This is a genomic window from Paenibacillus sp. FSL R7-0272, assembly GCF_037969905.1.
Taxonomy (GTDB): domain Bacteria; phylum Bacillota; class Bacilli; order Paenibacillales; family Paenibacillaceae; genus Paenibacillus; species Paenibacillus polysaccharolyticus.
Genome location: NZ_CP150221.1, coordinates 5,316,658 through 5,331,291, shown reverse-complemented (window position 1 = coordinate 5,331,291; position 14,634 = coordinate 5,316,658). Strand labels below are relative to the sequence as shown.

Sequence of the window (14,634 nt, the reverse complement as noted above, 5' to 3'; positions counted from 1 at the left end):
GGTGAGGACGAGAAAGTAAGTAAAACAATCGTGTTTGATCTTTGAAAACTGAACAACGAGTGAGTATCGATCTTGCTTGCAAGATCAAAATGAGATTTTTAATCTCGTCAGATTCAAAATGAGCTTATCGCTCTTTTCAATACCCCGATGAGTTCCACTGCGTTTAACGACGCTGACGAAATTCATCTTTATTGGAGAGTTTGATCCTGGCTCAGGACGAACGCTGGCGGCATGCCTAATACATGCAAGTCGAGCGGACTTGAAGAGAAGCTTGCTTCTCGGATGGTTAGCGGCGGACGGGTGAGTAACACGTAGGCAACCTGCCCTCAAGCTTGGGACAACTACCGGAAACGGTAGCTAATACCGAATACTTGTTTTCTTCGCCTGAAGAGAACTGGAAAGACGGAGCAATCTGTCACTTGGGGATGGGCCTGCGGCGCATTAGCTAGTTGGTGAGGTAACGGCTCACCAAGGCGACGATGCGTAGCCGACCTGAGAGGGTGATCGGCCACACTGGGACTGAGACACGGCCCAGACTCCTACGGGAGGCAGCAGTAGGGAATCTTCCGCAATGGGCGAAAGCCTGACGGAGCAATGCCGCGTGAGTGATGAAGGTTTTCGGATCGTAAAGCTCTGTTGCCAGGGAAGAACGCTTGGGAGAGTAACTGCTCTCAAGGTGACGGTACCTGAGAAGAAAGCCCCGGCTAACTACGTGCCAGCAGCCGCGGTAATACGTAGGGGGCAAGCGTTGTCCGGAATTATTGGGCGTAAAGCGCGCGCAGGCGGTCATGTAAGTCTGGTGTTTAATCCCGGGGCTCAACCCCGGATCGCACTGGAAACTGCGTGACTTGAGTGCAGAAGAGGAGAGTGGAATTCCACGTGTAGCGGTGAAATGCGTAGAGATGTGGAGGAACACCAGTGGCGAAGGCGACTCTCTGGGCTGTAACTGACGCTGAGGCGCGAAAGCGTGGGGAGCAAACAGGATTAGATACCCTGGTAGTCCACGCCGTAAACGATGAGTGCTAGGTGTTAGGGGTTTCGATACCCTTGGTGCCGAAGTTAACACATTAAGCACTCCGCCTGGGGAGTACGGTCGCAAGACTGAAACTCAAAGGAATTGACGGGGACCCGCACAAGCAGTGGAGTATGTGGTTTAATTCGAAGCAACGCGAAGAACCTTACCAGGTCTTGACATCCAACTAACGAGGCAGAGATGCGTTAGGTGCCCTTCGGGGAAAGTTGAGACAGGTGGTGCATGGTTGTCGTCAGCTCGTGTCGTGAGATGTTGGGTTAAGTCCCGCAACGAGCGCAACCCTTATATTTAGTTGCCAGCACTTCGGGTGGGCACTCTAGATAGACTGCCGGTGACAAACCGGAGGAAGGTGGGGATGACGTCAAATCATCATGCCCCTTATGACCTGGGCTACACACGTACTACAATGGCCGGTACAACGGGCAGCGAAATCGCGAGATGGAGCCAATCCCACCAAAGCCGGTCTCAGTTCGGATTGCAGGCTGCAACTCGCCTGCATGAAGTCGGAATTGCTAGTAATCGCGGATCAGCATGCCGCGGTGAATACGTTCCCGGGTCTTGTACACACCGCCCGTCACACCACGAGAGTTTATAACACCCGAAGTCGGTGGGGTAACCGCAAGGAGCCAGCCGCCGAAGGTGGGATAGATGATTGGGGTGAAGTCGTAACAAGGTAGCCGTATCGGAAGGTGCGGCTGGATCACCTCCTTTCTATGGAGAATCGTTTCCCGCGTGGAAACATTCAAATATGCAGCTCAGCTGCAAACCACTCACTCGTTGCTCAGTTTTGAGAGCTCAAACTCTCAAACGTTTGGTGGCGATAGCGAAGGGGTTCCACACGTTCCCATCCCGAACACGACCGTTAAGCCCTTCAGCGTCGATGGTACTTGGACCGCAGGGTCCTGGGAGAGTAGAACGCCGCCAAGCGTAACCCATTACGGGTTCAAAACTTATATAAATGTGGGCCCTTAGCTCAGTTGGTTAGAGCGCACCTCTGATAAGGGTGAGGCCGGTGGTTCGAGTCCACCAGGGCCCACCATTTTAACATCTGAATAATGTATGGGGCCATAGCTCAGCTGGGAGAGCGCCTGCCTTGCAAGCAGGAGGTCAGCGGTTCGATCCCGCTTGGCTCCACCAACAAGATTTACAAGCTTGTTCTTTGAAAACTAGATATCGAAATGAAACAAACGCGAATTAGAACATTCCTTTTTAGCTGAACTTGTGTTAAACAAGTTTCAATAAAAACGGTAGATAATGCAATTGCGATGGTATCGGGTGGGAGCGACTTTTGGCTTTGGACGTAGTCCAAAACAAGGGAAGCGAGCAGACGAAACCGGAGCATATGGTTAAGCTACTAAGAGCACACGGAGGATGCCTAGGCGCTAGGAGCCGATGAAGGACGTGGCGAACAACGAAACTGCCTCGGGGAGCTGTAAGCAAGCTTTGATCCGGGGATGTCCGAATGGGGAAACCCAGCTGGGGTAATTTCCAGTTACTCTTGTCTGAATACATAGGGCAAGTAGAGGCATACCAGGGGAACTGAAACATCTAAGTACCCTGAGGAAGAGAAAACAATAGTGATTCCGTCAGTAGCGGCGAGCGAACGCGGAGAAGCCCAAACCAAAGAGCTTGCTCTTTGGGGTTGTGGGACGTCTCACATGGAGTTACAAAGGAACCGGTTAAGCGAAGAGGTCTGGAAAGGCCCGCCAAAGAAGGTAAAAGCCCTGTAATTGAAAGTCTGTTCCCTCCGAGACGGATCCCGAGTAGTGCGGGGCACGTGAAACCCCGTATGAATCCGGCAGGACCATCTGCCAAGGCTAAATACTTCCTAGCGACCGATAGTGAAGCAGTACCGTGAGGGAAAGGTGAAAAGCACCCCGGAAGGGGAGTGAAATAGAACCTGAAACCGTGTGCTTACAAAAAGTCAGAGCCCGTTTTAGGGGTGATGGCGTGCCTTTTGTAGAATGAACCGGCGAGTTACGTTCCCGTGCAAGGTTAAGGTGAAGAGCCGGAGCCGCAGCGAAAGCGAGTCTGAATAGGGCGCCATAGTACGTGGACGTAGACCCGAAACCGGGTGATCTACCCCTGTCCAGGGTGAAGGTGCGGTAACACGCACTGGAGGCCCGAACCCACGCATGTTGAAAAATGCGGGGATGAGGTGGGGGTAGCGGAGAAATTCCAATCGAACTCGGAGATAGCTGGTTCTCCCCGAAATAGCTTTAGGGCTAGCCTCGGAAAACAGAGTCGTGGAGGTAGAGCACTGATTGGGTGCGGGGCCCGCAAGGGTTACCAAGCTCAGTCAAACTCCGAATGCCATAGACTTACTTCCGGGAGTCAGACAGTGAGTGCTAAGATCCATTGTCAAAAGGGAAACAGCCCAGACCATCAGCTAAGGTCCCCAAGTGTGTGTTAAGTGGGAAAGGATGTGGAGTTGCACAGACAACCAGGATGTTGGCTTAGAAGCAGCCACCATTGAAAGAGTGCGTAATAGCTCACTGGTCGAGTGACTCTGCGCCGAAAATGTAACGGGGCTAAACACACCACCGAAGCTATGGCTTGATGCTTTGCATCAGGGGTAGGGGAGCGTTGTATAAGGGTTGAAGGTGTACCGTAAGGAGCGCTGGACATTATACAAGTGAGAATGCCGGTATGAGTAACGAAAAGATCAGTGAGAATCTGATCCGCCGAAAGCCTAAGGGTTCCTGAGGAAGGCTCGTCCGCTCAGGGTAAGTCGGGACCTAAGGCGAGGCCGAAAGGCGTAGTCGAAGGACAACAGGTCGAAATTCCTGTACCACCGTAAATCGTTACGAGCGATGGGGGGACGCAGTAGGGTAGTGACGCAGGCTGATGGATGCCTGTCCAAGCAGTAAGGCTGGTTAGTAGGCAAATCCGCTAACCGTAAGGCTGAGCTGTGATGGGGAGTGAAAATTACAGTAGCGAAGGTCATGATCTCACACTGCCAAGAAAAGCCTCTAGCCAGATGAAGGTGCCCGTACCGCAAACCGACACAGGTAGGCGAGAAGAGAATTCTAAGGCGCGCGGAAGAACTCTCGTTAAGGAACTCGGCAAAATGACCCCGTAACTTCGGGAGAAGGGGTGCCCCGGTAGTGTGAATAGCACGAGGGGGCCGCAGTGAAAAGGCCCAAGCGACTGTTTAGCAAAAACACAGGTCTGTGCGAAGCCGTAAGGCGAAGTATACGGGCTGACGCCTGCCCGGTGCTGGAAGGTTAAGGGGAGTGGTTAGGAGCAATCCGAAGCTGTGAACCGAAGCCCCAGTAAACGGCGGCCGTAACTATAACGGTCCTAAGGTAGCGAAATTCCTTGTCAGGTAAATTCTGACCCGCACGAATGGCGTAACGACTTGGGCGCTGTCTCAACGAGAGATCCGGTGAAATTTTAATACCTGTGAAGATGCAGGTTACCCGCGACAAGACGGAAAGACCCCATGGAGCTTTACTGCAGCTTGATATTGAATTTGGGTACGATCTGTACAGGATAGGTGGGAGCCTTTGAAGCGTGAGCGCCAGCTTGCGTGGAGGCACCGTTGGGATACCACCCTGATCGTATCTAGGTTCTAACCTGGTACCGTAAACCGGTGCGGGGACAGTGTCAGGTGGGCAGTTTGACTGGGGCGGTCGCCTCCTAAAGAGTAACGGAGGCGCCCAAAGGTTCCCTCAGAATGGTTGGAAATCATTCGAAGAGTGCAAAGGCATAAGGGAGCTTGACTGCGAGACCTACAAGTCGAGCAGGGACGAAAGTCGGGCTTAGTGATCCGGTGGTACCGCATGGAAGGGCCATCGCTCAACGGATAAAAGCTACCCTGGGGATAACAGGCTTATCTCCCCCAAGAGTCCACATCGACGGGGAGGTTTGGCACCTCGATGTCGGCTCATCGCATCCTGGGGCTGAAGTAGGTCCCAAGGGTTGGGCTGTTCGCCCATTAAAGCGGTACGCGAGCTGGGTTCAGAACGTCGTGAGACAGTTCGGTCCCTATCTGTCGTGGGCGTAGGAAATTTGAGAGGAGCTGTCCTTAGTACGAGAGGACCGGGATGGACGTACCGCTGGTGTACCAGTTGTTCCGCCAGGAGCACCGCTGGGTAGCTATGTACGGACGGGATAAGCGCTGAAAGCATCTAAGCGTGAAGCCCCCCTCAAGATGAGATTTCCCAGTATGTAAGACCCCTTGAAGACGACGAGGTAGATAGGCTGGGGGTGGAAGTGCAGCAATGCATGGAGCTGACCAGTACTAATCGGTCGAGGGCTTATCCAATATGCAAGTTTTAAATCGCGTGCGTTTCGTTTCGAATCTAGTTTTCAGAGTACAATAACTCTGAAACATATTCCCTGATAGCTCAGTTGGTAGAGCACTCGACTGTTAATCGAGTTGTCACAGGTTCGAGTCCTGTTCGGGGAGCCATGGAGAGGTGTCCGAGCTGGCCGAAGGAGCACGATTGGAAATCGTGTAGGCGTCACAAGCGTCTCGAGGGTTCGAATCCCTCTCTCTCCGCCATAATTCTTCTTCAGTAAGGCCCGTTGGTCAAGGGGTTAAGACACCTCCCTTTCACGGAGGTAACAGGGGTTCGAATCCCCTACGGGTCATTATTATTTTCAAACTATAAACTGAGATGAGAAACTCATCACTTCAAAAAAGAGTTGATTTTCATATCGAATTTATGGTAAGATCATAAATGTGTTGTTCGGAGGCTTAGCTCAGCTGGGAGAGCATCTGCCTTACAAGCAGAGGGTCGGGGGTTCGATCCCCTCAGCCTCCACCATATAATTTTTTGATGACGCGGGGTGGAGCAGCCCGGTAGCTCGTCGGGCTCATAACCCGAAGGCCGCAGGTTCAAATCCTGCCCCCGCAATTGTAACTTTTCTAACCGAAAGTGATCTGGAACCGTGGTGTAGTTGGCCTAACATGCCTGCCTGTCACGCAGGAGATCGCGGGTTCGAATCCCGTCGGTTCCGCCATTTAATTCTTAACATGAGGCAAGTTGTTCACTACATCTGCTGTATGGCACTGATGCCCTGGATAAAGTGTAGCGACTCAAGCTTAAACTTTATTATGGCTCGGTAGCTCAGTCGGTAGAGCAGAGGACTGAAAATCCTCGTGTCGGCGGTTCGATTCCGTCCCGAGCCACCTTGATAGAAAACTTAATATGCCGGTGTAGCTCAACTGGTAGAGCAACTGACTTGTAATCAGTAGGTTGGGGGTTCAAGTCCTCTCGCCGGCACCATGTAATCCTGGAGGATTAGCGAAGTGGCCAAACGCATCAGACTGTAAATCTGCTCCCGTACGGGTTCGGTGGTTCGAATCCATCATCCTCCACCAGTTTTTAGGGGCATAGTTTAAAGGTAGAACAACGGTCTCCAAAACCGTTGGTGTGGGTTCAATTCCTGCTGCCCCTGCCAATTAATTTTAAAAGTAGTTTCTATATGGCGATCGTGGCGAAGTGGTTAACGCACCGGTTTGTGGATCCGGCATTCGGGGGTTCAATTCCCCTCGATCGCCCCTTTGTTATCTAATGGGGATTAGCCAAGCGGTAAGGCAACGGACTTTGACTCCGTCATGCATAGGTTCAAATCCTATATCCCCAGCCATTATGCGGAAGTGGCTCAGCGGTAGAGCATCGCCTTGCCAAGGCGAGGGTCGCGGGTTCGATTCCCGTCTTCCGCTCCATAATAAGGCGCCATAGCCAAGTGGTAAGGCACAGCTCTGCAAAAGCTTTATCCCCAGTTCGAATCTGGGTGGCGCCTCCAGCATATATTTATTATATGCTACAATCAAATAAGCCGGCGTGGCGGAATGGCAGACGCGCTCGACTCAAAATCGAGTGGGAAACCGTGGAGGTTCGAGTCCTCTCGCCGGTATTTATTTAAAGAGTTCATTAGAGTTTATCTCTAGTGAACTCTTTTTGTATTGATTTATAATACTCTACTCTTATGATACGGCGGCGGCTCTGCTCTAAAGCATTATTCTCAAGAGCGAAGTATTTTAAAACAGTATTCGCTCAGTAAATAAGAAATGATATGTTAGGTGCATGGGCCTCATTTATGGCCTCTTCCATTCGATATATAAGTGTATCTTGTATCTGGGTATTAAGTACTCTTCAAGAAAACCAACATGATGGCTCTATAAAATAAAAATTCAGGGATATCAAACCGTTTAAGGATATCATTCGTTTCTTATGATTGAACGCATTTATGCGACATTTTAATTTTTTTATTCTAGGGAGGAAAGCAATAATGAACAAATCAGCAAAATATTTATCCTTACTTTTGGTATTGGGGCTATGTTTAACATTGCCACAGTTGGCAGGTGCAGAAGCATCGGCTCACCATCACATGACGGGAACAACAGACAAAAAGGACGTAAAGCCATCGTCCAAACAAACAACGGGTTCTACAGCTAACAAAACGACCAAGCCATCTAAACCAACTAAGCCAGCCAAACCGAAGAAATCAGCGCCTGCGACTACAGATAAGAAAAAGTCTACAAAGAAGAAGAGTGATACGTCCAAATCTTCTAAAGATACTAAAAAACCTGCGGGTACCCAAGTAGAGAAAAGCAAAACGTATGTAATTGAAATTTCTGATTTTGCATTTCAAACTGCAGAGCTGAAGATCAAGGTTGGTGATCAAGTTGAATTCGTGAATAAGGATCAAGTTGAGCACTCCGTTGTTGCAGAAGACGATTCTTTCGATACAGGACTACTGGGCGAGGGAGAGAAGTCAGTGGTTACGTTTAAAAAGGCGGGCGAGATCAATTATCACTGTGGGCCTCATCCAAGTATGAAAGGGGTAATTAAAGTTCTCTCCAAGTAGTCCTGTGATTGAAATTGCTCGACCTGACAGGAGAGGGGAAGACTTTTGAATGCAGGAGTATTCCGATTACCAACTAATTCTGCTGATTAAACAGAAAAAACAAGAAGCATTATCAGAACTATATGACCGTTATGCTTCTCTCACATACTCATTCGCCTGGAAGGCTCTTCAACAGGAGGACGGTGCTCGGGAAGTGGTGCAGTCCGTTTTTGTCAGGATATGGACAACAGAGGCCGAATTTGACCCCAACAAGGGTCATTGCAGGAACTGGATCATCACCATCACACGTCATTTAGCTATCGATTGGTTACGTAAGCAACGAAGTCTGTCGAGCCAGATGGTGTCTTATTATACATCTGAGAAGCTGCAGAGAGTTGCAGAGCTTGCTGAACTATCGGTCGAAAGCCAAGTTGAAAAACAAATGTTGAAGGAGCAGATTAAAGGAATGCGTGCATTCTTGTCTCAGCAGCAACTTCAATTGCTCGAACATTTTTATTGGCAGGGATACAGCTTGAGTGAGTTAGCTGCACACTATCAGGAGCCTTTGGGCACAGTTAAAAGCCGACTGCACCAGACACTGAAAATACTGCGTAAGCATTTGCTTGCGGGAGGGGGAGAGTGGTAATGTCGTCAATAACCGTCTGCTCATACATGCTGGAATATCTATCAAATCCATGCTCAGAGGAGGGCAAAGCTTTCGAAAGACATCTTGCTGATTGTGCGTCATGTAAGCTTGAATTAGAACAATTACGGCTAGGTTGGGAGGCGATTCCAACGCATATGGAGCAAGTGGAGTTGCCATCTGATTTAAAACAACAGGTGATGGAAGCGGCATGGGGGAAAAGAAACGAAACCTCTGCGCCGGATCTTGTAGAACATAAAAGCAGTAGCAGATTCAAGCGGTTTACGAAACGCTATAACAATCCAAAAGTGAATCTTGTAGCAGCATCTGTACTTATCCTTCTTGGTGCTAGTTTGATAGGAAATGTAGTTTTAATTCAAGAGCGCATCGAGCAACCCGTAACGCTAATGAATTCGATGGATTTGCCTACTTCTGAAATACAAAAGGTTATGAAGTTGGAGTCGCTCACCTCTGGAACGAGTTATGGAGTAGCTTGTATTGTAGGCACCGGCAAAGATCAGCAGTTTGTCGTCTACCTGTTCAACCCTCCACAGACACAGAAGAATGAGGTTTACCAGGTATGGTTGAACAAGGAACAGGCGTACCATAACGCAGGCAAGCTGAAAGTAGAAAATCAGATGGGGCTTGCTGTGCTCGCAATTCCTATGGGCAACCAGGCATGGAGCTATGATTCCATTGCGATTACGTTGGAACCTGATTCTACGGGACTTGCTCCGCGTGGTCCGCAGATGTTTCGTTCAAGTTAACAGGTCAGATAAGCCGGGGAGAAGAGAGTGTTGTAAATCCGTGTACCATTGAGCGCCATAGTGTTAAACAACACAGGAGAGGGCTTTCCCCTTCTGTGTTGTTTTTACGTTTGAAGATAAGTAACATAAAGGTTGACGTATAAATCAATTCAATATATTGTAGATATATTAAGTCTATAATATGAAAGGACGTGAAGAAGCTGACGACTCAACCGAGTACAGCGAATGCAGAATTATTATTTGACCTGGGTGTATGGGAAGAAGCGTGGAAGAACCGCCCGAGAAGTTCAAGATATAAGCAAAAAAGTGCCCCTTTTGATACAGAGGAAGCATTCGAACGTTGGGCCCGGAATTATCATGCCCAGTCTTTTACAGAGGAAGGCAAGAACCGCTCGGCACGCATTATGGGCTGGATTGAAAATCAGGGTGTAACGTTTGAAGGAGCCTCGGTGCTGGACGTGGGTGCGGCCTCTGGTATATTTACGATTCCTTTTGCAGAAAAGGGAGCCAGGGTCACTGCAGTTGAGCCTTCTGCTTTGCTTGTCTCGTTAATGCAGGAAACCATTCCTGCTGAACTGGAGAATAACATTACGATTGTATCCGAGCGATTTGAAGAAATCTCTATATCGGATAAAGGCTGGGAGAAACAATATGATATCGTCTTTGCCTCGATGTGCCCCGCGATGTCTGATTGGGAAACGATTGAGCAAGCTATACACTGTGCCCGAAAGTATGTTTATGTCAGTACGATTGCCGGTGCCAAAGAGCATACACTGATGGATGAGCTTAGAACAGTACTTGACGTGGATGCTCCTTACAAGGCAGGGGACATGGCATACCTCCAGCAGTTGCTCTACCTTAAGGGATATTCTTATACAATGATTATTACGAGAGAAGTGAATGATTTTGAGATTCAGGTAGAAGAATTGATTCAACAGCTCCCTGAGTGGCTACACACCTATGAAATGCCAACCGATGCGGTAGCGTTAAGTAAAGCTGAAACATATATTCGTGACACCTATACGAGCGGCGTGGTTCCCTATTCTCGGGGAGCAAGATTCGGTAAAATGCTGATTCAGCTAGAACAAGCTCATATGAAAACCGTGTCTGCAGTCAAAAAGTAGACATAAAACAAACTCGAATGCATCTTCAAGGTTTAACAAATATCCCTTTTCGATGGAGTTCTAATCTATCCTTTAACAGCCCGTTCGGGATGTTTCTTACACTCCCGGTATCTTCCGGGAGTCATACCCTCCCATTTTCGAAAAGAACGGATAAAGTTTTGTGGATTGGTATAACGAAGCCGTTCAGCAATTTCTTTTACCGTCCAATCCCGTTCGTCCAGCCATCTTTTGGCGATATTCAGCCGGTACCTCGTCAAATACTCACTAAATGAAGCGCCCGTTTCCTTACGAAAAACGCTGCTTAAATAGTTAGCATTGTAATGAAGCCGCATTGCACATTCTTCCAGGGTTAGATCTTTGTCGTAATCTTGCTGGATAATAGCGATCACTTTCTCTGAAATGTGCTGAGACTGTACGACCTGCCTTTCTTTAAAAATGTGAATGACAGGCAGGATCACCTGATGGCTGAACCAATGCTCCACCTCAGTAGCGGATTGTAAAACATGCAACTCCTGAAAAAGAGAACGGTGGCTCTGACTGATCTGGGCAAGTCGAATACCAGAGTCTTGTGCAAGCTTCAAGATATGTGTTAACAGCCGCATGAGGGCGTATTGATACTCTTCTGGAGTGCACTCCAGTGAAAATAGAGTCTCTAACAGTTCAGTCAACTGTTGGGTAGCAACACTCTCGTCTGCTTGCTGAATAGATTGAAGCAACGAATACTCTATTGCCTCTGGATAGGCCATGGCCCATGCAGCTGAAGCCAAATCATGTTGCTTATATTGTACGATAATGCCTGTCCCAAGCCGCATCCGATGTTTAAGCGCATCTATAGCTTCGTTGTATGCCTGTGGAATATGACTCATGAATGGATGTGGCTGACTTAGACCGATACTGACCTTCAAATCCAAAACCTCACCGATCTGTTGCTGTAATCGTTCTGTTAATTTTGAAATATGCTCCGAGAACGGCAATAGATCTCCCTCCGTACTGCCAATCACGGTTACAACATGTTGTTCCAATACAATAGGAAGTAGTTGCTGATCAGGCTGAAGCGTTTCTTCAAGCATGTTCTGGATGGCAAATAAGAGCAGAGAGCGATCCTCCATTCTATATTTAGAGTGGTTTATTAGTTCAGGCTGTAGTGCTACGACGGCAATTTGTTGCCACGTAGAAGGATGTGTAACATATCCCTGTTCTCGTAATGTGCTGTGTAATGTTTTAAAGCTGGTTTTGCCTTGAAGTAACTGCATCATAGTATAGGTACGTATTTGGTTCTGATGCTGACTTAAAGTGGATTCCAGTTGAGAGTGTGCATTAGATAACTGAGAAACGCCCATTCGAATTTGTTCCAGTTCATCAGGTTTATGCACAGACTGATGTGGTACCACGGAATGCCCTTTGTGAATGATATTATCGCCTAATTGAGTAAGAATACGTCTGATGGGAGCGAGCATTCGTTGGGAACCTAGCCACGCGAGCAGCAGCGAAAGCAAGAGTATGGCCATACTGATATATAACGTATGGAATCCGATTCTAATATAGTCTTGAGTTAATGTATTCTCGGGAGAGATGAGAATATATGTCCATCCTTTTAATGTAGAAGGACTATAAGTTAACGAATAATCTGCATTGGCAAGTTGCACTTCATGCTCAGCATAAGCGTCAGAGTACATTACAGGTGGTAACGTCTGAATATGTTCTCCGTTCTTCCGATCAAGCAGGCCTATCGCAGACAAAGGTTGTCCAATATAGGATGCATTCGGGTGAGCAATAACACGTTGTTCCCGATTTATAATGATCAAACCGGCGCCTGAGGCTTCGGTTGTCGGGGATTGCGCCAGCGGATTTTGCATATAACATGCTGGAATTCCAGCGATTAGTGCTGCATTGGACGATGCACTTGCATCGGGAATCGTTCTTGCGAGCGTAATATGATAAATACAGCCTTTATCTGAAAGACGTTGGCCTGAGATTCTCTGCTCGTCATCATCTTCGTTACTAAATATGGTTGAGGGTGCGAGTTGCCATCCCGAGGCCAGTGTATCCGCAATTAGATCTTTCATGGGCAGTGATAACGGGAAGCGAGTGTTGGCATATAAGCCAGCATGATTAATAAGCCAATCCTTGGATTGGTTGACTAAGATAATATCGAGCAGAGGTTCCCATGACTTCATATGCTGGAACTCTGTCTGCAGGTCGCCCGCTTGTAACTTGCTGACTCGCCCCAGTGAATTAGAGTCCGCAAGAGAACGAAGTGTAATTGGAGAGCGCACCGCTTGGTCCAGCATGTAACTAACCGTAGCGAGTTTGTGCTCTACATTGGACTGAATCTGTTCGAGAAGCTGTTGATTCGCTTGTGTCCGGTGCAGTTCTGTCTGGTTAGAAGAATAAATAAAAGCAGCAATTCCCGTGAGCAGAATTGGCACTGTACTTAACAGAAGTCCGAAGATAATCATTTTATGGAGATAGCTTAGTGATCGCACGTGTCCACCCCTTGATGGAAAATAGATTTCATTACTTCTTTATTTTAGTAAACGCTTTCAATTAGAACAATCTAATTTTTGTTTATTTGGATAAAAAAGTAATTCCAGGAGCGAAATCGTGTAATCCACGTACGTATAGAGATAACGGCTTTTTCATATTAGAAGGTGGGCTTCCGTGAGATGTTTCCGTTATAAGGGTAATAACAGGTATCCGAAGTGCGGTGTTTTGACGAAAATACCCTGAGTCCTGCCCGCAGACAGTCCAAGGTCCAAGCAGATCCCCGACCTGAGTCTAGGATCAAAAACCGTCCGCAGTCTGTTTTGAAAAGTTGCTGAATCCCCTAGAATAAGGACATAAGGTTAAACAAGAAACACGGAAACAAAAACAAGCAAGTTTTCAACAAACGGATTAAACGATGCATTGAACAAATGCAGGGATTAGGCTAACAGCGATTAGATTGAAGTTCAAAAACAAAAAAGTAAAATCGGGAAGGGCGGTGAACAACAATTATGAGAATGAACAAGGGAAATGGCTGGGCGATTGTGTTGATTGTACTTGGTGCTCTGATTCTCTTCGGAAAGTTAACACCATTGCTTGGACATCTGATGGGTTACCTGATTCCGGTCTTGATGATTGCACTAGGGTATTACGGAATTAAAAGAGGAAATGTAACGCTCGGATGGATCGTTCTGATCATCGGTATCGTATCTCTGATGGGCAAACTGGCTTGGCTGATCGGGCCGATTATCGCAATCGGATTGATTATCTTCGGTATCTCGATGCTGAGCAACAATCGCAATTCACGTCGCCGTTATTAAGAATTTTCACGATAAACTAAAAGGAGGGACAGAACATAATGAGTGTATTTCGTCGAATGCGGGATATCACCGTAGCTAGTCTGAACGAACATCTGGAGCAAAGTCAGGACCCCGTTAAACTGATTGATCAGTTCCTGGTCTCGACCCGCCAAGACATAGGAGAAGCCGAAAAGCTTCGACACCAGTATGCAAGTCATACAAGACAAATGAAACAGCAGGCAGATCAAGCCGCCGCTATGGTTAACAAACGAGAGGAACAGGCATCTATGGCTTTGAAAGCCGGAGAGGAACATCTCGCCAAGCTGGCTCTGCAGGAGAAAATTCTCCATGAGGAAAAAATGGATCAATACACTGAATTGTACACACAAAGCGCTGCTGCACTGCAGGAACTCGATGAACAGATCAATCAGTTGAAGGCAGAGTATCAGAATGTGTATAGCAAACGCCAATATTACTACGCTCGAATGCAAACCATTCAGTTGCAACAACGAATGAATCAACGTGGAAACTACAGTGGTCAAAATGTACCCGGTATGTTTAACAAGCTGGATGACCAAGTCTCCGATCTCGAATATGAGGCACAGAGTCTTCGGGAAATCCGGCGAATGGGTCAGGATGGTTCCGGCTTATCCGGTAACATGTCATCCTCTGCACTGGACAAAGAGCTGGAGCGCTTGAAGCAAAAGCTCAATAACGATAAAAAGGAGTAGTAAAATGAATAAATTATACCGCTCAACGCGCAACCGTATGCTGACAGGTTTGATCGGCGGCATATCTGAAAATCTAGGATTAAGTACCACGCTGCTACGGATCATTTTCTTCATCAGTATCTTCGCAACGGGTGGTACATCTCTATTCATCTACTTCATCGCAGCATTGGTTGTACCTAAGGAACCTAACTACGCAGATCCGTATGTATATGGTCCCGATCACAGTAGAGGTTACAAGTAAACGAAAG

The 14,634-nt window shown here is 47.6% G+C and carries 8 protein-coding genes, 17 tRNA genes and 3 rRNA genes; 27 read left to right on the top strand and 1 reads right to left on the bottom strand.

Annotation, left to right across the window (positions count from 1 at the left end):
* Positions 1 to 188: 188 nt before the first annotated feature.
* From MKY23_RS23590 to MKY23_RS23475, 24 genes are all read left to right on the top strand, one after another.
* Positions 189 to 1,744 (top strand): 16S ribosomal RNA (locus MKY23_RS23590).
* A 99-nt stretch (positions 1,745 to 1,843) separates the two neighbouring features.
* A 5S ribosomal RNA gene (rrf, locus tag MKY23_RS23585) occupies positions 1,844 to 1,960 on the top strand.
* Between the two features lie 35 nt (positions 1,961 to 1,995).
* Positions 1,996 to 2,072, top strand: a tRNA-Ile gene (locus MKY23_RS23580).
* Positions 2,073 to 2,094: 22 nt separating this feature from the next.
* Positions 2,095 to 2,170: transfer RNA gene (locus MKY23_RS23575), tRNA-Ala, on the top strand.
* A gap of 207 nt (positions 2,171 to 2,377) precedes the next feature.
* Positions 2,378 to 5,303: ribosomal RNA gene (locus MKY23_RS23570) — 23S ribosomal RNA — on the top strand.
* The 16S, 23S and 5S rRNA genes sit together here with 17 tRNA genes alongside, the layout of an rRNA operon.
* A 71-nt stretch (positions 5,304 to 5,374) precedes the next feature.
* A tRNA-Asn gene (locus tag MKY23_RS23565) sits at positions 5,375 to 5,450 on the top strand.
* A gap of 1 nt (position 5,451) precedes the next feature.
* Positions 5,452 to 5,543: transfer RNA gene (locus MKY23_RS23560), tRNA-Ser, on the top strand.
* Positions 5,544 to 5,560: 17 nt separating this feature from the next.
* A tRNA-Glu gene (locus MKY23_RS23555) sits at positions 5,561 to 5,632 on the top strand.
* 100 nt (positions 5,633 to 5,732) lie between these two features.
* Positions 5,733 to 5,808, top strand: a tRNA-Val gene (locus MKY23_RS23550).
* A gap of 16 nt (positions 5,809 to 5,824) precedes the next feature.
* Positions 5,825 to 5,898: transfer RNA gene (locus MKY23_RS23545), tRNA-Met, on the top strand.
* Positions 5,899 to 5,926: 28 nt separating this feature from the next.
* Positions 5,927 to 6,004, top strand: a tRNA-Asp gene (locus MKY23_RS23540).
* Between the two features lie 96 nt (positions 6,005 to 6,100).
* Positions 6,101 to 6,173 (top strand) — tRNA-Phe (locus MKY23_RS23535).
* Positions 6,174 to 6,194: 21 nt separating this feature from the next.
* Positions 6,195 to 6,270: transfer RNA gene (locus MKY23_RS23530), tRNA-Thr, on the top strand.
* A 9-nt stretch (positions 6,271 to 6,279) separates the two neighbouring features.
* A tRNA-Tyr gene (locus MKY23_RS23525) sits at positions 6,280 to 6,365 on the top strand.
* A gap of 6 nt (positions 6,366 to 6,371) precedes the next feature.
* Positions 6,372 to 6,445 (top strand) — tRNA-Trp (locus MKY23_RS23520).
* 27 nt (positions 6,446 to 6,472) lie between these two features.
* A tRNA-His gene (locus MKY23_RS23515) sits at positions 6,473 to 6,545 on the top strand.
* A 14-nt stretch (positions 6,546 to 6,559) separates the two neighbouring features.
* Positions 6,560 to 6,634 (top strand) — tRNA-Gln (locus MKY23_RS23510).
* A gap of 4 nt (positions 6,635 to 6,638) precedes the next feature.
* Positions 6,639 to 6,713: transfer RNA gene (locus MKY23_RS23505), tRNA-Gly, on the top strand.
* Between the two features lie 6 nt (positions 6,714 to 6,719).
* A tRNA-Cys gene (locus MKY23_RS23500) sits at positions 6,720 to 6,793 on the top strand.
* Between the two features lie 32 nt (positions 6,794 to 6,825).
* A tRNA-Leu gene (locus MKY23_RS23495) sits at positions 6,826 to 6,904 on the top strand.
* Between the two features lie 375 nt (positions 6,905 to 7,279).
* Positions 7,280 to 7,858 carry a plastocyanin/azurin family copper-binding protein gene (locus tag MKY23_RS23490; RefSeq protein ID WP_339832596.1) on the top strand — a complete coding sequence of 193 codons (579 nt, stop codon included), beginning with the start codon at positions 7,280 to 7,282 and terminating at the stop codon, positions 7,856 to 7,858.
* A 49-nt stretch (positions 7,859 to 7,907) separates the two neighbouring features.
* Positions 7,908 to 8,483 carry a sigma-70 family RNA polymerase sigma factor gene (locus MKY23_RS23485; protein ID WP_339832593.1) on the top strand — a complete coding sequence of 192 codons (576 nt, stop codon included), beginning with the start codon at positions 7,908 to 7,910 and terminating at the stop codon, positions 8,481 to 8,483.
* The gene (locus MKY23_RS23480) at positions 8,483 to 9,247 is read left to right on the top strand and encodes an anti-sigma factor (RefSeq protein ID WP_339832591.1); all 765 of its coding nucleotides are present in this window, start codon (positions 8,483 to 8,485) and stop codon (positions 9,245 to 9,247) included. Before MKY23_RS23485 ends, MKY23_RS23480 begins: the two co-directional genes overlap by 1 nt.
* A gap of 191 nt (positions 9,248 to 9,438) precedes the next feature.
* Positions 9,439 to 10,371, top strand: coding sequence for a methyltransferase domain-containing protein (locus tag MKY23_RS23475; protein ID WP_339832589.1), 933 nt, complete (start codon positions 9,439 to 9,441; stop codon positions 10,369 to 10,371).
* Positions 10,372 to 10,436: 65 nt separating this feature from the next.
* Here the strand turns inward: MKY23_RS23475 and MKY23_RS23470 are convergent, their stop codons facing one another.
* The gene (locus tag MKY23_RS23470; protein WP_339832587.1) at positions 10,437 to 12,857 is read right to left on the bottom strand and encodes a helix-turn-helix domain-containing protein; all 2,421 of its coding nucleotides are present in this window, start codon (positions 12,855 to 12,857) and stop codon (positions 10,437 to 10,439) included.
* 510 nt (positions 12,858 to 13,367) lie between these two features.
* Between MKY23_RS23470 and MKY23_RS23465 the strand changes: the two genes are divergently transcribed.
* From MKY23_RS23465 to MKY23_RS23455, 3 genes are read left to right on the top strand one after another with little or no spacing between them, the layout of a single operon-like run.
* A complete protein-coding gene (locus tag MKY23_RS23465) occupies positions 13,368 to 13,676 on the top strand; it encodes a hypothetical protein (protein WP_090919712.1) in 309 nt (102 codons plus the stop codon).
* 38 nt (positions 13,677 to 13,714) lie between these two features.
* The gene (locus MKY23_RS23460; RefSeq protein WP_123064746.1) at positions 13,715 to 14,386 is read left to right on the top strand and encodes a PspA/IM30 family protein; all 672 of its coding nucleotides are present in this window, start codon (positions 13,715 to 13,717) and stop codon (positions 14,384 to 14,386) included.
* 4 nt (positions 14,387 to 14,390) lie between these two features.
* The gene (locus tag MKY23_RS23455; protein ID WP_090919706.1) at positions 14,391 to 14,627 is read left to right on the top strand and encodes a PspC domain-containing protein; all 237 of its coding nucleotides are present in this window, start codon (positions 14,391 to 14,393) and stop codon (positions 14,625 to 14,627) included.
* Positions 14,628 to 14,634 lie beyond the last annotated feature (7 nt).

Coding starts and splice junctions, on each gene's coding strand:
- MKY23_RS23460 (WP_123064746.1), top strand. CDS start 13,715: ATGAGTGTATTTCGTCGAATGCGGGATATCACCGTAGCTAGTCTGAAC.
- MKY23_RS23465 (WP_090919712.1), top strand. CDS start 13,368: ATGAGAATGAACAAGGGAAATGGCTGGGCGATTGTGTTGATTGTACTT.
- MKY23_RS23480 (WP_339832591.1), top strand. CDS start 8,483: ATGTCGTCAATAACCGTCTGCTCATACATGCTGGAATATCTATCAAAT.
- MKY23_RS23485 (WP_339832593.1), top strand. CDS start 7,908: ATGCAGGAGTATTCCGATTACCAACTAATTCTGCTGATTAAACAGAAA.
- MKY23_RS23490 (WP_339832596.1), top strand. CDS start 7,280: ATGAACAAATCAGCAAAATATTTATCCTTACTTTTGGTATTGGGGCTA.
- MKY23_RS23455 (WP_090919706.1), top strand. CDS start 14,391: ATGAATAAATTATACCGCTCAACGCGCAACCGTATGCTGACAGGTTTG.